This is a genomic window from Halomonas sp. HG01 (genome assembly GCF_000968715.2).
In the GTDB taxonomy this organism is placed as follows: domain Bacteria; phylum Pseudomonadota; class Gammaproteobacteria; order Pseudomonadales; family Halomonadaceae; genus Halomonas; species Halomonas halophila.
Genome location: NZ_CP022134.1, coordinates 1,432,414 through 1,453,526 on the forward strand (window position 1 = coordinate 1,432,414; position 21,113 = coordinate 1,453,526).

21 protein-coding genes are annotated in these 21,113 nt (G+C 66.9%); 12 read left to right on the forward strand and 9 right to left on the reverse strand.

Annotation, left to right across the window (positions count from 1 at the left end; all coding sequences use genetic code 11):
• Nucleotides 1–11: 11 nt before the first annotated feature.
• The 6 genes from serC (at nt 12) to UN84_RS06820 (ending at nt 7,878) form a co-directional block, all read left to right on the forward strand.
• Nucleotides 12–1,115: a 3-phosphoserine/phosphohydroxythreonine transaminase gene (gene serC / locus UN84_RS06795; protein ID WP_046078526.1), complete on the forward strand. Its 1,104-nt coding sequence runs from the start codon at nt 12–14 to the stop codon at nt 1,113–1,115.
• A 91-nt stretch (nt 1,116–1,206) separates the two neighbouring features.
• A complete protein-coding gene (gene pheA / locus UN84_RS06800; protein ID WP_035599783.1) occupies nt 1,207–2,298 on the forward strand; it encodes a prephenate dehydratase in 1,092 nt (363 codons plus the stop codon).
• A 1-nt stretch (nt 2,299) separates the two neighbouring features.
• Nucleotides 2,300–4,642: a bifunctional prephenate dehydrogenase/3-phosphoshikimate 1-carboxyvinyltransferase gene (locus UN84_RS06805; RefSeq protein WP_173834977.1), complete on the forward strand. Its 2,343-nt coding sequence runs from the start codon at nt 2,300–2,302 to the stop codon at nt 4,640–4,642.
• Nucleotides 4,639–5,328, forward strand: a complete 690-nt coding sequence (gene cmk / locus UN84_RS06810; protein ID WP_046078529.1) for a (d)CMP kinase — start codon at nt 4,639–4,641, stop codon at nt 5,326–5,328. The genes UN84_RS06805 and cmk overlap by 4 nt, the downstream gene beginning before the upstream one ends.
• 177 nt (nt 5,329–5,505) lie before the next feature.
• A complete protein-coding gene (gene rpsA / locus UN84_RS06815; protein ID WP_035593551.1) occupies nt 5,506–7,185 on the forward strand; it encodes a 30S ribosomal protein S1 in 1,680 nt (559 codons plus the stop codon).
• A 315-nt stretch (nt 7,186–7,500) separates the two neighbouring features.
• Nucleotides 7,501–7,878 carry a histone-like nucleoid-structuring protein, MvaT/MvaU family gene (locus tag UN84_RS06820; RefSeq protein WP_035593549.1) on the forward strand — a complete coding sequence of 126 codons (378 nt, stop codon included), beginning with the start codon at nt 7,501–7,503 and terminating at the stop codon, nt 7,876–7,878.
• 85 nt (nt 7,879–7,963) lie between these two features.
• Here the strand turns inward: UN84_RS06820 and UN84_RS06825 are convergent, their stop codons facing one another.
• Nucleotides 7,964–8,758, reverse strand: coding sequence for a helix-turn-helix transcriptional regulator (locus tag UN84_RS06825; protein WP_046078531.1), 795 nt, complete (start codon nt 8,756–8,758; stop codon nt 7,964–7,966).
• A gap of 311 nt (nt 8,759–9,069) precedes the next feature.
• On the opposite strand from UN84_RS06825, the gene UN84_RS06830 reads away from it, so the two are divergent.
• Nucleotides 9,070–9,369 carry a hypothetical protein gene (locus UN84_RS06830; protein WP_046078532.1) on the forward strand — a complete coding sequence of 100 codons (300 nt, stop codon included), beginning with the start codon at nt 9,070–9,072 and terminating at the stop codon, nt 9,367–9,369.
• A 29-nt stretch (nt 9,370–9,398) separates the two neighbouring features.
• On the opposite strand, the gene UN84_RS06835 is transcribed toward UN84_RS06830, so the two are convergent.
• Genes UN84_RS06835 through UN84_RS06850 form a run of 4 tightly spaced genes read right to left on the reverse strand, consistent with a single transcriptional unit; the run spans nt 9,399 to nt 12,048 of the window.
• The gene (locus UN84_RS06835) at nt 9,399–10,271 is read right to left on the reverse strand and encodes a DNA replication terminus site-binding protein (protein ID WP_046078533.1); all 873 of its coding nucleotides are present in this window, start codon (nt 10,269–10,271) and stop codon (nt 9,399–9,401) included.
• Between the two features lie 4 nt (nt 10,272–10,275).
• Nucleotides 10,276–10,506: a DNA gyrase inhibitor YacG gene (gene yacG, locus UN84_RS06840; protein ID WP_035593542.1), complete on the reverse strand. Its 231-nt coding sequence runs from the start codon at nt 10,504–10,506 to the stop codon at nt 10,276–10,278.
• A gap of 43 nt (nt 10,507–10,549) precedes the next feature.
• Nucleotides 10,550–11,179 (reverse strand): dephospho-CoA kinase, encoded by a 630-nt coding sequence (coaE, locus tag UN84_RS06845; protein WP_046078534.1) that lies wholly within the window; start codon nt 11,177–11,179, stop codon nt 10,550–10,552.
• A 17-nt stretch (nt 11,180–11,196) separates the two neighbouring features.
• Nucleotides 11,197–12,048: a prepilin peptidase gene (locus UN84_RS06850; RefSeq protein ID WP_046078535.1), complete on the reverse strand. Its 852-nt coding sequence runs from the start codon at nt 12,046–12,048 to the stop codon at nt 11,197–11,199.
• Between the two features lie 177 nt (nt 12,049–12,225).
• Between UN84_RS06850 and nagZ the strand changes: the two genes are divergently transcribed.
• Nucleotides 12,226–13,239, forward strand: coding sequence for a beta-N-acetylhexosaminidase (gene nagZ / locus UN84_RS06855; protein ID WP_046078536.1), 1,014 nt, complete (start codon nt 12,226–12,228; stop codon nt 13,237–13,239).
• Nucleotides 13,240–13,274: 35 nt separating this feature from the next.
• A complete protein-coding gene (locus tag UN84_RS06860) occupies nt 13,275–13,853 on the forward strand; it encodes a hypoxanthine-guanine phosphoribosyltransferase (protein ID WP_035593534.1) in 579 nt (192 codons plus the stop codon).
• Between the two features lie 82 nt (nt 13,854–13,935).
• On the opposite strand, the gene UN84_RS06865 is transcribed toward UN84_RS06860, so the two are convergent.
• The 3 genes from UN84_RS06865 to UN84_RS06875 all read right to left on the reverse strand — a co-directional run bounded on the left by UN84_RS06865 (nt 13,936) and on the right by UN84_RS06875 (nt 16,741).
• Complete coding sequence (locus UN84_RS06865; protein ID WP_046078537.1) at nt 13,936–14,376, reverse strand: DUF411 domain-containing protein; 441 nt, start codon at nt 14,374–14,376, stop codon at nt 13,936–13,938.
• Nucleotides 14,377–14,529: 153 nt separating this feature from the next.
• Nucleotides 14,530–16,221 (reverse strand): AMP-binding protein, encoded by a 1,692-nt coding sequence (locus UN84_RS06870; RefSeq protein ID WP_082090830.1) that lies wholly within the window; start codon nt 16,219–16,221, stop codon nt 14,530–14,532.
• A 76-nt stretch (nt 16,222–16,297) separates the two neighbouring features.
• On the reverse strand, nt 16,298–16,741 hold the full coding sequence (locus UN84_RS06875; protein ID WP_035593526.1) for a MerR family transcriptional regulator: 444 nt from the start codon (nt 16,739–16,741) through the stop codon (nt 16,298–16,300).
• A 223-nt stretch (nt 16,742–16,964) separates the two neighbouring features.
• Between UN84_RS06875 and UN84_RS06880 the strand changes: the two genes are divergently transcribed.
• The 3 genes from UN84_RS06880 to mmsB all read left to right on the forward strand — a co-directional run bounded on the left by UN84_RS06880 (nt 16,965) and on the right by mmsB (nt 20,306).
• The gene (locus UN84_RS06880) at nt 16,965–18,131 is read left to right on the forward strand and encodes an acyl-CoA dehydrogenase family protein (protein ID WP_046078539.1); all 1,167 of its coding nucleotides are present in this window, start codon (nt 16,965–16,967) and stop codon (nt 18,129–18,131) included.
• A gap of 78 nt (nt 18,132–18,209) precedes the next feature.
• Nucleotides 18,210–19,349 (forward strand): enoyl-CoA hydratase/isomerase family protein, encoded by a 1,140-nt coding sequence (locus UN84_RS06885; RefSeq protein WP_046078540.1) that lies wholly within the window; start codon nt 18,210–18,212, stop codon nt 19,347–19,349.
• A gap of 60 nt (nt 19,350–19,409) precedes the next feature.
• Nucleotides 19,410–20,306, forward strand: coding sequence for a 3-hydroxyisobutyrate dehydrogenase (gene mmsB, locus UN84_RS06890; protein WP_046078541.1), 897 nt, complete (start codon nt 19,410–19,412; stop codon nt 20,304–20,306).
• Nucleotides 20,307–20,433: 127 nt separating this feature from the next.
• Here the strand turns inward: mmsB and UN84_RS06895 are convergent, their stop codons facing one another.
• Nucleotides 20,434–21,018: a cupin domain-containing protein gene (locus UN84_RS06895; protein ID WP_035593518.1), complete on the reverse strand. Its 585-nt coding sequence runs from the start codon at nt 21,016–21,018 to the stop codon at nt 20,434–20,436.
• Nucleotides 21,019–21,113 lie beyond the last annotated feature (95 nt).

Here is a 21,113-nt window from a genome sequence, read left to right on the forward strand (position 1 = left end):
CGACAACGCTGATGACACGCCATTTCAATTTCTGCGCCGGCCCTGCTGCCTTGCCGCAACCGGTGCTGGAACGTGCCCGAGACGAGCTGCTGGACTACCAGGGGCGCGGTCTCTCGGTGATGGAGATGAGCCATCGCTCCGCCGAGTTCGTGGCCATCGCCGAGCAGGCCGAACGCGACCTGCGCGAGCTGCTGGCGATTCCCGACAACTACCGGGTGCTGTTCACCCAGGGCGGGGCGACGCTGCAGTTCGCTTCCGTGCCCTTCAACCTGCTGGGCCGGGGCGGCAGCGCCAATTTCGTGCATACCGGGATCTGGGGCAAGAAGGCCATCGCCGAGGCGCGTCACCTGTTCGGTGCGGCGCCGGTGGTGGCCTCCAGTGAGGCGAACGGCCACAGCGCCGTGCCACGCCAGGCCGATATCGCGCTGACCGATGACGCCGCCTATCTGCACTACACCGCCAACGAGACTATCGGCGGTATCGAGTTCGATTACGTGCCGCAAGCGGTGCGCCCGGACGGCACCGAGGTGCCGCTGGTGTGCGACATGTCGTCGAGCATCCTATCCGGGCCGCTCGATGTCTCGCGGTTCGGCGTCATCTATGCCGGTGCCCAGAAGAACATCGGCCCGGCGGGCCTGACGCTGGTGATCGTGCGCGACGACCTGCTCGACCAGGCCTGCGCCGAGATGCCGAGCCTGATGGGCTACAAGGCACAGGCCGAGGCGGGCTCCATGGTCAACACCCCGGCGACCTACGGCTGGTACCTGGCCGGTCTGGTGTTCCAGTGGCTCAAGCACGACATCGGTGGCCTGGCGGCCATGGATGCCCTCAACGCGCGCAAGGCCGAGAAGCTCTACGCCGCTATCGACGGCAGCGACTTCTACTCGAACCCAATCGCCCGGGCCAATCGCTCGCGGATGAACGTGCCGTTCGTGCTCGCCGACGACCGGCTCGACAAGGCCTTTCTGGCGGAATCGGAACATGCGGGACTGCTGAACCTCAAGGGCCACCGCAGCGTCGGCGGCATGCGGGCCAGTCTCTACAATGCCGTGCCCGAGGCCGCCGTGGACGCCCTGATCGACTTCATGGCCGACTTCGAACGACGCAACGGGTGAGGTGGGGGCGGGCGTCCATGCGGCGCCCGCCCTCGCGCCTGATATCTCCGTATGACAACGGGGCGTGGCCCCGAGACAAAGGGAACCACCGATGAGTGATGCCCCCATCAATCTCGATTCGCTGCGGCAGCGGATCGACGAGCTGGACACCGACATCCTGCGTCTGATCAGCGAGCGAGCCGAGTGCGCCCGTCGCGTCGCCGAGGTCAAGACCCAGGGCGACCCCAAGGCCGTGTTCTATCGGCCCGAGCGCGAGGCCCAGGTGCTGCGCCGGATCATGGAGCTCAACCCCGGGCCCCTCGACGGCGAGGAAATGGCGCGCCTTTTCCGCGAGATCATGTCCGCCTGCCTGGCGCTCGAGCAGCCGGTCAAGGTCGCCTACCTGGGCCCCGAAGGCACCTTCACCCAGCAGGCCGCGCTCAAGCACTTCGGCGAGAGCGCGGTGAGCCTGCCGATGGCGGCGATCGACGAGGTGTTCCGCGAGGTCGAGGCCGGCGCGGTGAACTACGGTGTGGTGCCGGTGGAGAATTCCACCGAGGGCGTGATCAACCATACCCTGGACTCCTTCATGGACTCCGGCATGGGTATCTGCGGCGAGGTGGTGCTGCGCATTCACCATCACCTGCTGGTGGCCGACACCACGCGTCGCGACAAGGTCTCGCGGATCTACTCGCACCCGCAATCCTTCGCCCAGTGTCGCAAGTGGCTGGATGCCCACTACCCCCACGCCGAACGTATTCCGGTATCCTCCAACGCCGAGGCCGCACGCCTGGTGAAGACCGAGTGGCACAGCGCCGCCATCGCCGGCGACATGGCCGCCAAGCTCTATGGCCTGACGCGACTGGCCGAGAAGATCGAGGATCGCCCGGACAACTCCACGCGCTTTTTGATCATCGGCAATCAGCCGGTGCCGATGTCCGGCGAGGACAAGACCTCCATCGTGGTCGCCATGCGCAACCAGCCCGGCGCCCTGCACGACCTGCTCGAGCCGTTCCACCGCCACCAGATCGACATGACCCGCCTCGAGACGCGTCCGTCGCGCAGCGGCGTGTGGAACTACGTGTTCTTCATCGACTTCAAGGGCCATCGCGACGAGCCCCGCGTCGCCGCGGTGCTCGAGGAAGTGCGCCTGCGCGCCGCCGAGCTCAAGATCCTGGGCTCCTACCCCCAGGGCGTGCTCTAGGATGCAGCAGAAGGCAATGCCCTCCCGGCTGCTGATCGTCGGCCTCGGCCTGATCGGCGGCTCGCTCGCGGCGGCCCTTCGCAAGGCCGGTTTCGGGGCGTCTGAGAAAGGCGCGGCCGGCTTCGGGGCCGCTGAAGGGGTCACGGCCGGCTTCGGGGCCGCTGAAAAGCGTGCCGAGATCCTGGCCTGCGATCCCGACGCCGACGAGATCGCTCGAGGCATCGAGATGGGGCTGATCGACCGCGGTGACACTCGGCTGGCCTCGCTGCTCGAGGACGTCGACCTGGTGGTGCTCGCGGTGCCGGTGCTGGCCATGCGCCAGGTGATGGGCGAGCTCGCCGCGGCCGGCGCCGTCGAGCAAGGCCTGGTGATCACCGACGTGGGCAGCACCAAGGGCGCCATCCGTGAGGCGGCCGTGGAGGTGTTTGGCGGCATGCCGGCGAGCCTGGTGCTGGGCCATCCCATCGCCGGCTCCGAGAAGAGCGGCGTGGCGGCGGCCAACCCCGAGCTTTACGTCGGTCACAAGGTGATCCTGACGCCCGAGCCGAGCACCGATCGCGCCGCCCTGGGCAGCGTGCGCGCGCTGTGGGAAGCCGCCGGCGCCGAGGTGCTGGAGATGGACGTGGCGCGCCACGACGAGGTGCTGGCCCGCACCAGTCATCTGCCGCACCTGCTGGCCTTCTCGCTGGTGGATACCTTGGCACGCCAGGACGAGCGTCTCGACATCTTTCGCTACGCCGCCGGCGGCTTTCGCGACTTCACCCGCATCGCCGGCAGCGACCCGGTGATGTGGCGCGATATCTTCGTCGCCAATCGCGACGCCGTGCTGCATGCCCTCGACGACTTCGAGGCCGGTGTGGCCCGGCTGCGCGAGGCGGTCGAGGGCGGCGACACCGATGCCATGCTGGCGACCTTCGATCGCGCCAGTCATGCCCGGCACTACTTCGATTCCCTGCTTAACCAGACCAGTTACCAGGCGGAATACCAGATGCAAGCACAAGACCAGCTGCGCTACCGGGTCAGCCCCGGTGGCGGCGTGACCGGGCGCATCCGCGTGCCCGGCGACAAGTCGATCTCCCACCGCTCGATCATGCTCGGCGCCCTGGCCGAGGGCGTGACCGAGGTCTCCGGCTTCCTGGAAGGCGAGGACAGCCTGGCCACCCTGCAGGCGTTCCGCGAGATGGGCGTGGCCATCGAAGGGCCGCACCAGGGGCGCGTCACCGTTCACGGCGTCGGCCTGCACGGCCTCAAGGCGCCGGCGGGACCGCTCTACGTGGGTAATGCCGGCACGGCCATGCGCCTGTTCGCCGGGCTGCTGGCCGGCCAGTCGTTCGACACCGAGCTGACCGGCGACCACTCGCTGACCAAGCGCCCCATGGGGCGCGTGGCCGATCCGCTGCGCGAGATGGGCGCGGTGATCGAGACCGCCGAGGGCGGTCGCCCACCGATGAAGATCAAGGGCGGCCAGCCGCTCAAGGGCATCGACTACGACATGCCGATGGCCAGCGCCCAGGTGAAGTCCTGTCTGCTGCTGGCCGGACTCTACGCCGAGGGCGAGACCCGGGTGCGCGAGCCGGCGCCGACCCGCGACCACACCGAGCGCATGCTCAACGGGTTCGGTTATGAAGTCGGGCGCGAAGGCGATACCTGCTGGCTGCAGGGTGGCGGTCGCCTGACCGCGGCGCCGATCGACGTGCCGTCGGACATCTCCTCGGCGACCTTCTTCCTGGTGGCGGCGGCCATCACGCCGGGGGCCGATCTGGTGCTCGAGCACGTGGGCACCAATCCGACCCGCATCGGGGTGATCAACATCCTCAAGCAGATGGGCGCCGACCTGCGCCTCGAGAACGAGCGCGAGGTAGGCGGCGAGCCGGTCGCCGACCTGCACATCCGCTATGCGCCGCTCAAGGGCATCGACATTCCGGTCGACCAGGTGCCGCTGGCCATCGACGAGTTTCCGGCGCTGTTCGTCGCCGCCGCCAACGCCGAGGGCACCACCCGGCTGCGCGAGGCCGCCGAGCTGCGCGTCAAGGAATCCGACCGCCTCAAGGCCATGGCCGATGGCCTCTCCGCGCTGGGCGTCGAGAACCGCCTCTATGAAGACGGCATCGATATCGTCGGTCGTCGCGAAGGGCAGGGCGGCGACGGCCCGAGCTACGGCGGCGGACGCATCGACAGCCTCGGCGACCACCGTATCGCCATGGCCTTCAGCGTGGCGGCGCTGCGTGCCTCCGGCGAGATCGTCATCGACGACTGCGCCAACGTGGCAACGTCCTTCCCCGGTTTCGTGGACCTGGCCCGCCGCGTCGGGCTGACTCTCGCCGAAGAGCAGGAGGCCTCATGAGCGATCAGGCGCCGGTACTGACCATTGACGGCCCGGGCGGAGCCGGGAAGGGCACCATCAGCCGGCTGGTGGCCGAGCGGCTGGGTTGGCACCTGCTGGACAGCGGGGCCCTCTACCGGCTGACCGCCCTGGCCGCCACCAAGCACGACGTGGCCCTGGACGACGAGCCGGCGGTGGCGGCGATCGCCGAGACGCTGGATGTGGTGTTCCTGGCCGAGAACGGCGAGGCGAGCGTCCTGCTCGAGGGCGAGGACGCGACCCGCACCATTCGCACCGAACAGGTCGGTGACGCCGCCTCGCGCGTGGCCTCGCTGCCGGCGGTGCGCGAGGCGCTGCTCAAGCGCCAGCGCGACTTCCGCCAGGCCCCGGGGCTGGTCGCCGACGGGCGCGACATGGGCACCGTGGTGTTCGTCGAGGCGCCACTGAAGATCTTCCTCACCGCCAGCGCGGAGGAGCGGGCGCGGCGGCGCCAGCGCCAGTTGCGAGAGGCAGGGGTGGATGCTAGTCTATCGAGTCTTCTCAAGGAGATTCAGGCACGCGATGCACGCGATATGCAGCGCAGCGTGGCCCCGCTCGTACCGGCCGAAGACGCCGTCGAGCTGGACACCACGAGCCTGACGATACCGGAAGTGGTGGATCGGCTGACGGAGCTGCTGGCCCGGCGTGGGCTCGCCTCCGACACCTGAGCTCCCTTGCGGCGCCCCCGGAACGATGTGATGACGTGGTCGGGCACCTATGTGTCCCGTGAGCCCGGCCAGGTCGAACCAGCGCCAACATCCCCGGGGGCAGTCTGAAATGGCCCGTACTCGCTGGTGGTACGGAGGAGCGGCCCTGCCGCACAACGTTGATCACGTAGGAACATCATGAGCGAAAGCTTTGCTGAACTGTTTGAACAGTCTCTCCAGGACATCAACATGGAGCCGGGCGCCATCGTCGCGGCTGCCGTCGTCGACATCGAGGGTGACTGGGTCACCGTCAATGCCGGCCTGAAGTCCGAAGGTCAGATCCCCGCGGCCCAGTTCCGCGACGACAACGGCGAGCTGACCATCGCCGTCGGCGACGAAGTCCACGTCGCCCTGGAAGCCGTGGAAGACGGCTTCGGCGAGACCCGTCTGTCTCGCGAGAAGGCCAAGCGCGCCGAGGCCTGGAAGGTTCTGGAAGCGGCCTTCGAGAAGGAAGAGATCGTCAAGGGCGTGATCAACGGCAAGGTCAAGGGCGGCTTCACCGTCGACGTGGATTCCATCCGCGCCTTCCTGCCGGGTTCCCTGGTCGACGTGCGTCCGGTGCGCGACACCACGCACCTCGAGAACAAGGAACTGGACTTCAAGGTCATCAAGCTCGACCCGAAGCGCAACAACGTTGTCGTTTCCCGTCGTGCCGTTCTCGAAGCCGAGAACAGCGCCGAGCGTGAAGCCCTGCTCGCCACCCTGCAGGAAGGCCAGCAGATCGTCGGTATCGTCAAGAACCTGACCGACTACGGCGCCTTCGTTGACCTGGGCGGCGTCGATGGCCTGCTGCACATCACCGACATGGCCTGGAAGCGCATCAAGCATCCGAGCGAGATCGTGTCCGTGGGCGACGAAGTCAGCGTCAAGGTGCTGAAGTTCGATCGCGAGCGCAATCGCGTCTCCCTGGGCCTGAAGCAGCTGGGCGAGGATCCTTGGGTCAACATCAAGGCTCGCTACCCGGAAGGTACCAAGGTGCACGCCACCGTCACCAACCTCACCGACTACGGCTGCTTCGCCGAGCTGGAAGAGGGTGTCGAGGGTCTGGTTCACGTCTCCGAAATGGACTGGACCAACAAGAACATCCATCCGTCCAAGGTCGTTCAGGTCGGTGACGACGTGGACGTCATGGTGCTGGATATCGACGAAGAGCGTCGTCGTATCTCCCTGGGTATCAAGCAGTGCACCGCCAACCCGTGGGAAACCTTCAACGCCCAGTACAACAAGGGCGACCGCGTTGCCGGTACCATCAAGTCGATCACCGACTTCGGTATCTTCATCGGTCTGGAAGGCGGCATCGACGGCCTGGTTCACCTGTCCGACATCTCCTGGACCGAAACCGGTGAAGAGGCCGTTCGCAACTTCAAGAAGGGCGACGAGGCCGAAGCCGTCATCCTGTCCATCGATCCGGAGCGTGAGCGCATCTCTCTCGGTATCAAGCAGCTGGACAGCGATCCGGTCGCCGAGTACCTGGCCGTCAACGACAAGGGTTCCATCGTCACCGGCCGTGTGGTCGAGGTCGATGCCAAGGAAGCTCACGTCGAGCTGGCGACCGATGTCGTGGCCGTGCTCAAGGCCTCCGAGATCAGCGCCGACCGCGTCGAAGACGCGCGCAACGTGCTGAACGAGGGCGACAGCGTCGAGGCCCGCATCGTCGGCGTCGATCGCAAGAATCGTCAGATCAGCCTGTCCGTCAAGGCCAAGGATCAGGACGACACTCGTCGCAACATGACCAAGCTGCGCGAACAGCAGGAAACCGACCAGGATGGCCCGACCACCATCGGCGACCTGATCAAGCAGCAGATGGGTCAGGACTGAGATTCCCGGGCTCTGCCCATGCAGTGAATCTTGGCAAGACCGGAGGCGCCGCCCGCGAGGGCGGCGCCTCTTTTTTCGTTTGGGGTCCTGTCCGAGAGGCCGGGCGTCTTCCGTTTGTGAGCCAACCGATGACAGGCGTTGAATCGCTGCTATATAAAAAGCGTTAATAAAATGCATTTTATGAGTGAGTTGGCGCTTTATATTTAAACGCCTCGGTGCGTGAGTTAAGCATTGTGTAAACGTTGCGTTATATGCCGATAGACGCAATAATGTCGAGGCATTCCCGAGACTCCTCCCTAGACAAGGAACTTTTACATGTCCTCACTGCTCAGCAACTACATGCAGAAAGAACAGCAGCTCAAGCAACTTCAGGACGAACTCGATCGACTGGAGAATGACGAGCGCCTCAAGGCCGAGCTGGAATTCAAGACCAAGCTCGAAGCCCTGATGAAGGAATTCGACAAGAGCGCCAATGACGTCATCGAACTGCTGAATCCGAAGCCTGGCGCCGCGCCGAAGGCCGCAGCCCCCAGCGCCGGCACCCGTCGCAAGCGCAAGCTGAAGATCTACAAGCATCCGCAGACCGGTGAAGTCGTCGAGACGCGCGGTGGCAATCAGAAGACCCTGAAAGCCTGGAAGGACGAGTTCGGTGCCGAGACCGTCGAGTCCTGGCTGGTGCGCACCGAAGATTGAGCACGATCGCCGGCCGAGCGACATCGGCAGACGGCAAGAGCATTCAGTAAAGACGCCGCCCGAAGGGGCGGCGTCTTTGCGTGCATCACAGCAGTGGGATGCGAAGTTCCAGACCGTGGCCGGCCTGCAGCAGCAGCGGCGCGTCGCCACTGATGGGCTCTCCCTCTCCGGAAACTCCGCGACAGGCCATGTAGAGCACGGCGGCGTCCAGTTGGCCGATGTCCTGCAGTGGCACGCAGGCGTGGCGCTGAGCCGGCAGATGAAGCGTGCGGAAGGCCGGCGGTAGTGCCAGGTTGGCGTCTCCGCCGCTCAGCTGCACGCCCAGGTCGAGTCGGGGCAGGGCGCCTTCCAGCGGTCGGTCGTGAAAGATGGCCACGGGGTGAGCCTTGTCGAGCCGAGCCGGCAGCGCTTCGGCGCCCGGGGTGTGACGCAGCCAGTCGCGCAGGTCGTCGCGAAGCCTGTCCGGGCGGTAGAGGCGTGTCAGCACGGCCTTGTGCGAGGGCTGTTCCCGAATGTCATAGTGAAAGTCTTCCGTCGCGTTCAGCCGGCGCTTGAGCGAGACGCGCACCGCCTGGCGAAACCGACGCGGAGACTGTTCGTAATGGCGCTGAAAGGCGCGTGAGAATGCGGAGTGATTCCGGTAGCCGCAGACGCCGGCAATCTGATTGATGTTGCTGGAAGTGTGAATCAGCAGGCGTGCCGCCTTCTCGAGCCGTAACCGGTCGCGATAGGCGCCCGGCGATAGTCCGAAATAATGTCGGAACCGGCGCCTGACCTGTGATGAGGAATAGCCCATCTTGCTGGCCAGCTCTTCGATTCCCTTCTGGCTGCCCATCGTGTCTTGCAGCCATATTTCCGCGCGCATCATGTCCTGGCACATGGCCTTCCCCTCGTACTGCGTTGTTCCCCGTGCGCCGCTAGTAATTCTTGGCTAGCAGATCTTGTGCCGGAATGTTGCCTGCGGTGGCAGTTGATATCGTTGTAGGGCCACAGTCACTGTTTTATGCCGCCTAACGGGGGGCGAAGGCAAGTTTGCCTCCGGGTATTGAGCGTTTCTGCACATAATGCGGGCGAGAACCGTCAGGCAGGTGCTTGTCGCAGAGCCGAGGGGTATAATCTCTGGGTATCTCGCCTGGCCATGGCCCTCGTTGTCGTCCTTCTCTGGCCAGGCCTTGAACCGACTGGTTGCGAATGAAACAGCACAAATTTCAAAAGCCCATGGATGAGCGTGAGAAGTTACGCAAGTTCCGTGAACTCGATGATGCCTTCGCCGAGGCATTGCGCGAACTCGAGACCCCCGGCGCGGCCCTGGATATTCCCGCCGAGCCTTCCTCTACGGATGCACCGCATGCACGGCAGGTGGAATCGTCGGAGAGCCGCCAGCAGCTCTTCGAGCGCCGTCTCCGTGAGCTGATGCAGGATTATTCCCAGCAGGAAGACAGCGTCAGCGATCTGCTGCAGACGCTTCAGTCACTCGGGCGTATTGCCTGAGGCGCCTCACCTGAGACCCGGTGCGGCCGTCAGCGGCGGTAGCGATAGACCCTGAGGCTCGGGAGCAGCGGCTCCTGTTCCAGTCGCTCGTCGCGGCGACGCGCACGCGTGCGCGTCTGGGGCGGGTGGTCGGGGGGCTGGTTGTGATCCGGCAGACGCCCGTCGTCGGCCGGGACGAACAGCGGCAGTGCCACGTTCATGGCGCGTCGCCGATGGCCGTCTTCCAGGGGCTCGCGAAAGAACAGGTTGGCCCGCATCAGTGGCGCCTGGGTCTGCACCTGAGCCAGGGGCTCGCCGTCCGGAATGCCGGCCAGCTGACGCAGCTGGATGCGCACGTGCGGGGCGTCGGTATCCAGGGCCAGCAGCTTCTGTTCGGCCTCGCGCACGCTCAGTCGCTTGATGGAGCGCCCGCTCGAGTACCAGGCGAAGCGCACCCTGGCCACCGGCGCCGGGGCCAGCGGAATGGCTCGCCAGCACTGCTTGAGATGCAGCCTCGCCAGGCCGCTGCCACGTAGATGGGTATGCAGCTCGGGATGGCGAAAGGGCAGCACCGCCTTGATCTCGGGCAGCAGTGAGGGCTCCTCCTCCCGGATCCTGGCCAGCAGGTCGGCGAACGCCTGCTTGGTGTCGTTAACCCGCCGGGCGGCCTCCATGACCGCCGGCGTGGCGGCCACCAGGCCGACATGACTGCGCGTGCTGCGTCCGTCCTGCCCATCCTGATACCAGACGTCCAGCAGCGCCTCGTGCAGCCAGGCGGCATCGGCCTCTTCACGCCCGAAGGCCCAGGCCTGGCCACCCTCGTGACGCCAGGTGTTGACCAGTGTCTCGCTGGCCTCGACCAGGCCATCGAAGGCGGCCTCCAGTCGGGCCAGCAGCTGGTATTCGGGCGCGGGGGTGGTCATCGGCTCAGACGCCGCCGTCGCGGTCGGCGCGGGCCAGCAGGGCGTCGATGTCGGTCTCGTCCATGGCGGGCTCGCCGGCGATGCGATGCGATTCGTCGGCCCAGGCGCCCAGGTCGAGCAGGCGGCAGCGCTTGCTGCAGAAGGGGCGGTAGGGATTGTCCTCGCTCCAGGCTACCTTGGTGCGGCACTGGGGGCAGGCGACCTCGAGGGGGCGCTCGGACTCGGCTTGGCTCATAGGGATTCTCTCGGCGTCAGTCAATCGAGGAAAGGATGACGAATCAGCGCGCCGGGGGCAAACCGGAAAGCGTTCGATAGTGCCGGTCCAGCTCGGCCACCCGGGCGGCCAGGCCGGCCTCGTCGGTGGCGTTGTCCAGCACGTCGTCGGCGCGGGCCAGGCGCGTGTTGCGGGGCATCTGGGCGGCCACGATGGCGCGGGCCTGGGCGTCGTCGACGCCATCGCGGGCGGCGGTGCGTTCGATCTGCAGCGTCTCCGGCACATCGACGACCAGCACCCGGTCGACCAGTGTGTGCTGGCCCGACTCGAACAGCAGCGGCGAGACCAGCAGCGCGTAGGGGGCCGGGCTTTCGCGGAACTCGGCGAGGCGTTCGAGCAGGCGTTCGCGGATGCGCGGATGCGTCACGGATTCCAGCCAGCGCCGCTCGGCCTCGTCGGCGAACACGATCTCGCGCAGGGCTCGGCGATCCAGGCGGCCGTCCGCCTGCAGCACTTTCGTGCCGAAGCGCTCGGCGATGGCGGCGAGGGCAGGCTCGCCGGGCTCGACCACCTCGCGGGCGACGTCGTCGGCGTCCACCCAGGGAATGTCGTGCGCGGCGAAGGCGCGGGCCACGGTGGACTTGCCGGACGCGATGCCGCCGGTCACGCCGATGATCAGGGTCGTGTCGCTCATCTCTCTGTCATCTCCCATCACATCATCAGGGTCAGGTAGTGGGCCATCAGCGGCTCACCGACCAGCAGCGCGATCCAGCCGGCCGCGGCGAGCCAGGGGCCGAAGGGCAGGGGGGCGCCGCGCAGTCGCGGCACGGCCAACTGGACGATCACGCCGACGATGGCGCCAGCCCCGGCGGCCAGGATCAGCACCAGCGGCAGGTAGACCCAGCCCAGCCAGGCGCCCAGCGCGGCGAACAGCTTGAAGTCGCCGTAGCCCATGCCTTCCTTGCCGGTCACCAGCTTGAACAGCCAGTAGAAGCCCCACAGCGAGAGATAGCCGGCCATGGCGCCGATCACCGCGCTCGGCAGCTGCAGCGGCTGGAACAGCAGCTGGTACAGCAGGCCGGCCCACAGCAGCGGCAGGGTCAGGGCGTCCGGCAGCAGCTGGGTGCGCAGGTCGATGGCCGCCATCGCCAGCAGGCTCAGGCAGGCGCCGAGGACGAACAGCCCCTCGAGGGTGGGGCCGAACAGTGCCGTCACCGCGAGCGTCAGCAGGGCGCCGGCCAGCTCCACCAGTGGATACTGGGGGCTGATGCGGGTGCCGCAGCGAGCGCAGCGCCCGCGGCGTTTCAGCCACCCGATCAGCGGCAGGTTGTCGTGCCAGGCGATGGGGGCCTCGCAACGTGGGCACATCGAGCGCGGCGTGGCCAGGTTGAAGGTCGTGGTGTCTTCCGCCTCGAGCTCCAGCGCCTCGCGGGCCTCGGCCCGCCACTCCCGCATCAGCATCACCGGCAGGCGAGTGATCACCACGTTGAGGAAACTGCCGAGGCACAGGCCGACGATCGCGGCCAGCGGCCACAGCAGGCTAGGGGGAAGATCGACAGGCAAGGGATGCTCCTTATCCGCGAGGAGAGGGTGGTAAAGGGTGATGCGCATATTCTACGGAGGTGGCGACGGCTTGTCCGGGGTCTTCTATCTTCACATGCGAGGCGATATCGGGGCGGACTGTCGTCGGCGCCGGCTTTGGTCTAGAATCGCCTCCCTTCATCCGTCAGGAAGGCGAACATGACCCAGACGCTCGGACCGGTGATGCTGGACCTGGAAGGGACGCAGCTGCGCGATGAGGAGCGAGCGCTGCTGGCGCGACCGGCGGTCGGTGGCGTGATCCTCTTCGGCCGCAACGTCGAAGACGCCGCCCAGGTACGTGAGCTGTGCCGCTCGATCCGCCAGGTGCGCCCTGAACTGCTGCTGGCCATCGACCAGGAAGGCGGGCGGGTGCAGCGCCTGCGCGAGGGCGTGACCCGGTTGCCGGCTATGGGGCGGCTGGGTCGCGAGCACAAGGCGGCCCCCGAGGTCGCGCGGCGCCTGTGCCAGGATGCCGGCTGGCTGCTTGGCATGGAGATGGCGGCCTGCGGGCTGGATCTCAGTTTCGCCCCGGTGCTCGACGTCGACGATGGCCAGTCCACGGTGATCGGCGACCGCAGCTTCGGCGCCGATCCTGAGGTCGTGACGCGCCTGGCCGGCGCCTTCGTCGAAGGCCTGCACGAAGCCGGCATGGCCGCGGTGGGCAAGCATTTTCCCGGCCATGGCGGTGTGGTTGCGGACTCCCACCACGAGTTGCCGGTGGACGAGCGGTCCTTCGAGGCGCTGCGCGAGCGCGATCTGGTGCCCTTCGCTGGGCTGTCGGCACGTCTGGGAGGCGTGATGCCCGCTCACGTGGTGTACTCGGCCTTCGATCATCGGCCCGCGGGTTTCTCGCCGGCCTGGCTCGGGATGCTGCGCGAGTCGCTGGGCTTCAAGGGCACGATCTTCTCCGATGACCTGAGCATGGCCGGTGCGACCAGCGCCGGGGCGCCCGCCGAACGCGCCCGCCAGGCCCTGGAGGCCGGCTGCGACATGCTGCTGGTGTGCAACGATCGCGCCGCCGCCCTCGAGGTGGTCGAGGCCTGCGAGGGACGCACCACCAAACGCGCCGCCAAGCTGCGCTACGGCCGGGCCCGGCCCGATCTCGACGCGCTCGGCGCGCTGTCCCGCTGGCGTCGGGTGCATGCGCACCTCGAGGCCATGGCCGCCGACTGACGGTTCCCTGAATTTCGACATACGACGAGCTTCCGATGCCCAAACTCGATGCCAATGCCCTTCCGTCCCTGGCGGACATGCGTGAGGTCATGGATTCTGCCGATTGCCTGATCAGCCAGGAGGAGGTCGAGCGTGCCCTGGATCGCATGGCCGACGAGATCGCCAGCGATCTCGGCGACAAGCTGCCGGTCTTCTACTGCGTGATGAACGGCGGCCTGATCACCACCGGGCACCTGCTGACCCGCCTCGGTTTCCCGCTCGAGGTCGATTACCTGCACGCCACGCGCTATCGCGGCGGCACCCGCGGTGGCGAGCTGTTCTGGCGCGTCTCGCCGGAAGTGCCCATGGCCGGCCGCCACGTGGTGATCGTCGATGACATCCTCGATGAGGGCTCCACGCTCGCCGCCATCCTCGACTACTGCCGTGAGGCCGGTGCCGCCAGCATCTCCACCGCGGTGCTGGTCGACAAGCGTCACGATCGCAAGGCGATGCCGGATCTCAAGGCCGACTACTGCAGCCTCGAGGTCGAGGATCGCTACGTGTTCGGCTTCGGCATGGACTACAAGGGCTACTGGCGCAACGCGCCGGGGATCTTCGCGCCCAAGGGCATGTGATCGCCGCCGTCGTGCGACGGTCGCCAATGAAAACCCCGCGAGCCCGAGGCTCGCGGGGTTTTTTCGGCCTTGAGGATAGCCGTTACAGCGTCATGAACGGCGAGGCCTGCTGGTCGCGGAACTGATAGACCTCGTAGGGGGCGTTCTGCGGTCCCGGCATGCCCGGGGTGCCACTCGGCATGCCGGCCAGGCCGATGCCGTCGGTGTCGGGCCGCTGCTCGAACAGCGCCTCCACGGCGGCCATCGGCACGTGGCCTTCGATCACGTAGTCGCCCATCTCGACGGTGTGGCAGGAGCCCTGGCCGTAAGGGACGCCGGCGTCCTGCTTGATCTCGCCGAGGGGCTGGTCATCGACCACGGTCACGTCGATCCCCAGGCGCTCCAGATGGCGCGCATAGCCGTCGCAGCAGCCGCACTGGGGATTCTTGTAGAGGATGGCGGTGTCCGGCAGTGCCGCGTGGACGGTGGTGGCCCCCAGGGCGAGACCGGCGGTCAGCATGACGTGCGACAGGCGGGGTGTCATGGTCGTTCTCCCGATGAGTGATAGCGCGAAACAGGGGCGGGCGGCACCGTGCGGCGTTCCCCTGAAGTGATGGCCGAAGTGTTGTCTGAGGTGTTACAGGTCATTGAAGCCGGAAGTCGCCCAGTGTGGCAATCCCCCGGCGTCGTTCGATGATCATGCCAGCCCCAGCTCGTGCGTCGCCTCCTCGCGCATCTTGAACTTCTGGATCTTGCCGGTGACGGTCATCGGAAACTCGTCGACGAACTTCACGTAGCGCGGGATCTTGTAGTGGGCGATCCTGCCCTGGCAGAAGGTCTTGAGCCCGTCTTCGTCGAGGGGCTGGTCGTCGGCAAGCTTGACCCAGGCCATGACCTCTTCGCCGTATTTATCGTCCGGTACGCCGATCACCTGGACGTCCGAGATCGCCGGGTGGGTGTAGAGGAAGTCCTCGATCTCGCGCGGATAGATATTCTCGCCGCCGCGGATGATCATGTCCTTGATGCGCCCGACGATGGCCACATAGCCGTCGTCGTCCATGGTGGCCAGGTCGCCGGTGTGCATCCAGCCGGCTGCGTCGATGGCCTTGGCGGTCGCCTCCTCGTTGTGCCAGTAGCCGAGCATCACGCTGTAGCCCCGGGTGCACAGCTCGCCGGGCTCGCCGCGCGGGACCGCGGCACCGGTGCCGGGATCGACCAACTTGACCTCCAGATGCGGATGGATGCTGCCGACGGTGGTCACGCGTTTCTGGAGCGGTGCATCGGTGCGGGTCTGCAGGCTCACCGGACTGGTCTCGGTCATGCCGTAGCAGATGGTCACGCCCTGCATGTGCATGCGCTCGATCACCTTGCGCATCACCTCGATGGGGCAGATCGAGCCGGCCATGATGCCGGTGCGCAGGCTGGAGAGATCGAAGTGCTCGAATTCGGGATGCTCCAGCTCGGCGATGAACATGGTCGGCACGCCGTAGAGCGCGGTGGCGCGCTCCTCGGCCACCGCCGCCAGGGTGGCCTGCGGATCGAAGCCGTCACCGGGATAGATCATCGCCGCGCCGTGGGTCATGCAGCCGAGATTGCCCATCACCATGCCGAAGCAGTGGTAGAGCGGCACCGGGATCACCATGCGGTCGGCCTCGGTGAGGTCGAGGGTGCGGGCGACGAAGAAGCCGTTGTTGAGGATGTTGTGGTGGGAGAGGGTGGCGCCCTTGGGGGCGCCGGTGGTGCCGGAGGTGTACTGGATGTTGATCGGCTCGTCGAACTCGAGCCCGGACTGACGCTCGGCCAGCTGCTCGTCACTGATCCGGTCGGCGTGCGTGAGCATCGTCTCCCAGCTGTGCATGCCGAGTCGTGCCCGGGCGCCATCCAGGCAGATCACCCGCTCGAGCTCGGGCAGGGTGGCGCTCTTGAGGTCGGCGGGGGTGGCGTCATCGAGCTCCGGCACCAGTTCGGCCAGCATCGCCACGTAGTCGGTGGTCTTGAACTGCCCCTGCAGGATCAGCGTCGAGGTGCCGGACTGGCGCAGTGCATACTCCAGCTCGTGGGTGCGGTAGCTGGGATTGATGTTGACCAGGATGGCGCCGATCTTGGCGGTGGCGAACTGGGTGATGGCCCACTCGGCGCAGTTGGGCGACCAGATGCCGACCCGGTCGCCCTTGGCCACGCCCAGCGCCATCAGGGCGCGGGCCGCGCGGTCGACGTCGGCCTGAAGCTCCCGCCAGCGATAGCGCAGGCCCTGGTGGCGGCTGATCAGGGCGTCCCGGTCGGGAAAGCGGGCGACCGTGTCGTCGAAGCAGTCGCCGATGGTCTGGCCCTTGAGGGGCGTGTCGCTGATGCCGCTCAGATAGCTGGCGTGTCGGGTCTGGCGTGGCATGGTGGCTCTCATTGTTGTGTTATCTCGGGACATGGCTGTGTTGTCTCGGGAAACCCTGCCGCACTGGTCGCTCCGGTTACGGGGTGTCCTCCAGCTGGCGCAGCACCTCTCGCGCCCGCTGATCCACGTCGTCGATCTCCAGACGCATCAGGCGGATATCCTCGAGCTGGCGCTCCAGGTTGGCCCGCTTCTCCGCCAGCAGCTCCAGCAGCCGCCGGAGCTGGCGCGCGTTGCCGTCCGGCATGGCGTCGTACATCATCACCACCTCGCGGATCTCGGCCAGCGAGAAGCCCAGCCGCTTGCCGCGCAGGGTCAGCTTGAGGCGCACGCGATCCTTCTCGCGGTAGATGCGCTTCTGCCCCTGGCGGGTGGGGGCCAGCAGCCCCTCCTGCTCGTAGAAGCGAATGGTGCGGGGCGTGACCTCGAAGATCTGGGCCAGCTCGCCGATGGTGTAGGTGCGCTGCTGCCGGGGCAGGGCGTCGTTCTCGCTGTCCTGTGCCTGGGAGGGCGTTCGCGTCATGTCGATCGTTCCTGTAGCCGGGTGGTCCACCGGCGGTTTCCCACCTCGTCCGAGAAACCCTAGACGAGGTTTACGTTAACGTAAAGTGCTTGTTAGACCATGGCGGGATATGGGATAACCCAAGCAGTTGCTAGGTTGGCGATAGCCGCAGGGAAGGACCCGCGGGTGCGCATCGCCGGCCCGGCATTCGGCCGTTCCCGATTCTCTCGACGGAGGTGTCACCATGGATTTTGCGCTGACCGAAGACCAGCGAGCGCTGGCCGATGCGGCCGCCGACTTCGCCCGGGCCGAGCTGGCCGACCATGCCGCCGACTGGGATGCCCGCAGCCATTTTCCCGTCGACGTCATTCGTCGGGCCGGCGAGGCCGGCTTCCTCGGCCTCTACACGCCGGAGGAACACGGCGGGCTTGGACTGTCGCGACTCGATGCCTCGCTGATCTTCGAGCGCCTCGCCCAGGGCTGCATCGCCACCACCGCCTATCTCACCATTCACAACATGGTGACCTGGATGGTCGCCAGCTGGGGCAGCGATGCCCTGCGCGAGCGCTATCTGCCGGCCATGATAGCGGGTGAGGCCCTGGGCTCCTACTGCCTCACCGAGCCGGGCGCCGGCTCGGACGCTGCCAGCCTCACCACCCGGGCGGTGCGCGATGGCGATGACTATGTCATCAGTGGCTCGAAGATGTTCATCTCCGGCGCCGGTGCCACCCAGGTGCTGGTAGTGATGGCGCGCACCGGCGAGCCGGACAGCGGCGCCGGCGGCATCTCGGCGATCCTGGTGCCGGCCGATGCCGCCGGCATCGAGGTCGGCAAGAAGGAAGACAAGATGGGCTGGAAGAGCCAGCCCACCTGCCTGATCAGCTTCGACGGCGTGCGCGTGCCGGTGGGCAACCGGCTGGGCGAGGAGGGCGAAGGCTTTCGCTTCGCCATGAAGGGGCTCGATGGCGGCCGGCTCAATATCGCCAGCTGCTCGCTGGGCGCGGCCCAGCAGGCGCTCACGCTGTCGCGGGACTACCTGGGCGAGCGCAAGCAGTTCGGGCGCGAGCTGGCGAGTTTCCAGGCGCTGCAGTTCAAGCTGGCCGACATGGCCAGCGAGCTCACCGCGGCGCGGCTGATGGTGCGTCACGCCGCCTGGCGGCTCGACCAGGGCGACCCGGAGGCCACCGCCCACTGTGCCATGGCCAAGCGCTTCGCCACCGACATGGGCTTCAACGTCTGCAACGAGGCCCTGCAGCTGCACGGTGGCTATGGTTATATCCGCGAATATCCCCTCGAGCGGATGGTACGCGACACGCGCGTGCACCAGATCCTCGAGGGCACCAACGAGATCATGCGGCTGATCGTCGCCCGTCGGTTGCTGGCCGACGGCGTCGTCGAGGGCCTGCAGTGACCTGACACCATGGCAGCGACCGGCTGACAGTTGTCGCCCCTGTACGGACTATCTCACACGGACTATCAGGAGACAGTGATGTCGGACCCCGTGGTCAGCTTCGACGAACTCCCCACGCGCGGCGGCGGCCGGATCGGCGTGGCGACCCTCAATGCGCCCAAGGCGCTGAATGCGCTGTCGCTGGAGATGATCCGGCTGCTGGAAGACAGGCTGGAGGCCTGGGCGCTGGATGAGCGGGTGGTGGCGGTGTGGCTGGAAGGCACCGGCGGCAAGGCCTTCTGTGCCGGCGGCGACGTGGTGGCGCTGTATCGCTCGCTGGCCGATGACGAAGCCCGTGACGAGACCTTCGCCACGCGCTACTTCACCGCCGAGTACCGGCTGGATCACCGCATCCACACCTATCCCAAGCCGCTGCTGGTGTGGGGTGACGGCATCGTCATGGGCGGCGGCCTGGGGCTGCTGGCCGGCGGCTTCCAGCGTGTGGTCACCGAGACCACTCTGATCGCCATGCCCGAGATCACCATCGGGCTCTACCCGGACATCGGCGCGAGCTGGTTCCTCAATCGCATGCCGCCCGGCATCGGCGCCTACCTGGGGCTGACCGGCGCCCAGCTCAACGCCCGCGATGCCCTGGACCTGGGGCTGGCCGATCGCTTCGTGCCCCGCGAGCGCCGCGATGACCTGCTCGCTGCCCTGGCCGAGGCCGATCATGGCGATCACTCCCCGGCGGCGTGCCGGTTGGCCGTGGAAGGCGTGCTCGACCGCTTCGAGGCTCGCGAGCAGGCGCCGGAGGGGCAGGTCTGGCCGCGGCGCGATCATCTGCAGTCGCTGATCGGCGAGACGAGTGCCGCCGATGCCGTGGCGCGCATTCTTGCCGACGACCGCGACGATGCGTGGCTCACGGCCAATCGTCAGCGCCTCGCTGCCGGCTGCCCGCTGACCGCGCACCTGGTATGGCGGATGCTCGAGCGGCATCGCCATACCGGGCTGGCCGACGCTTTCCGCGACGAGCTCGGGCTCTCGGTGCAATGCTGCCAGCGCGGCGATCTGGCCGAGGGCGTGCGCGCGCTGCTGGTCGACAAGGACAAGTCACCCCGCTGGTCCCATGCCGACGTGGCCAGCGTGCCCGAGGCAGACCTCCAGGCGATGCTGGCCTCGCCGTGGTCGAGTGAAGCACATCCGCTGAGAGATCTTGGGGTGGGTCAGCGTATCGGTTAATGGCGTCTGGAGACGCCCAGTGCAGGTTTATCCCATTAGAACAAGACAAGGAGCCACGCCATGAACATCGCCTTTATCGGACTCGGCAACATGGGGTCGCCGATGGCCGCCAACCTGCTGAGCGCGGGGCACGACGTCTGCGTCTTCGACCTGGTCGAGGCCGCCATGGCGGACCTCGAGGGGCAGGGGGCCAGGCGCGCCAACAGCGCCGAGGCGGCCTGTCGCGACGCCGAGGTGGTCATTTCCATGCTGCCGGCGGGCGCCCACGTGCTCGGCCTTTATCTGGGCCGCGACGGGGCGCCCGGGTTGCTCGATGCGCTGACGCACAAGCCGCTGGTGATCGATGCCTCGACCATCTCGCCGGACGATACGTGCCGGGTCGGCGCAGCGGCCGCCGAGCGCGGGCTGAGCTATCTGGACGCGCCGGTATCCGGCGGTATCGGCGGGGCCAAGGCCGGGACGCTGACCTTCATCGTCGGTGGCTCTGAGGCGGGCTTCGAGAAGGCCCGGCCGGTGCTCGAGGCCATGGGCAAGAACATCTTCCACGCCGGGGACATCGGGGCGGGGCAGGTCGCCAAGATCTGCAACAACATGCTGCTCGGCATCCTGATGAGCGGCACCGCCGAGGCGCTGGCGCTGGGGGTGAAGAACGGGCTCGATCCGGCGGTGCTGTCCGAGATCATGAAGCAGAGCAGCGGCGGCAACTGGGCGCTCAACGTCTACAACCCCTGGCCGGGGGTGATGGAGGGCTCGGCGGCGTCGCGCGACTATCAGGGCGGCTTCCTGACCGACCTGATGGCCAAGGACCTGGGGCTGGCCTGGGAGCTGGCGCTCAAGACCCGGGCCAGCGTGCCTATGGGCTCCCAGGCGCGCAACCTGTTCGCGCTGCACAGCGCCCAGGGCAGCGGCCAGCTCGATTTCTCCAGCATCCAGTGGCTGTATCGGGCGGGAGAGTAGCCTCCGCTAGATCCGCTTGGTCACTTCACTTGGCCACACCACTTGGGGTCAGACCCTTAAGCGCCCTTAGGAACTCCGTTCCTAAGGGCGCTTAAGGGTCTGACCCCGGGCCGGTACCCCTCACCGTTTACCCGTGATGCAGCTCTTCCCCGCCGTCGGAGAACGACGGCGGGGTATTGGCGCTGACGATCACGCATTCCTCGTCGCCGACGTTGCGAAAGCGGTGGGGCAGCCGTGAATCGAAGTAGTAGCCATCCCCGGCCGACAGCTCCTCCACCTCGCCGTTGACGGTGATCTCGATCCGTCCAGAGATCACCACGCCGCCTTCCTCGCCTTCGTGTTCCAGCATTTCCTCGCCGCTGTCGGCCCCGGGCGGATAGCGTTCGTGGAGCACCGACATGCGTCGATCCGGGCGGCGTGCGGCCACCAGACGCCACGACAGCTGGCCGTCGCCGATCTCGGTGAGTTCCGACGCCTTGTAGAAGGGCCGGGGATGGCTGGTCTCCTCGCCGGCGAAGAAGGTGCTGATCGACACCGGCAGGGCATCGAGGATCTTCTTCAGCGAGCTCACCGAAGGGCTGACGCTGTTCTGCTCGATCAGCGAGATGCTGCTGTTGGTCACCTGGGCGCGCTTGGCGAGCTCGCGCTGGGAGAGCCCTTTCTCCTTGCGCAGCTGGCGCAGCCTTGCGCCGACATTGAAGCCTTCATCCATCGTGGTCTTTCGCGGCCGGGCCGCGATCCTGTTGCTGGTTGGGGCGTGGAAAATAATTGACGAATGATACCCTCTCCCCGTGCCGGCGATAAGTC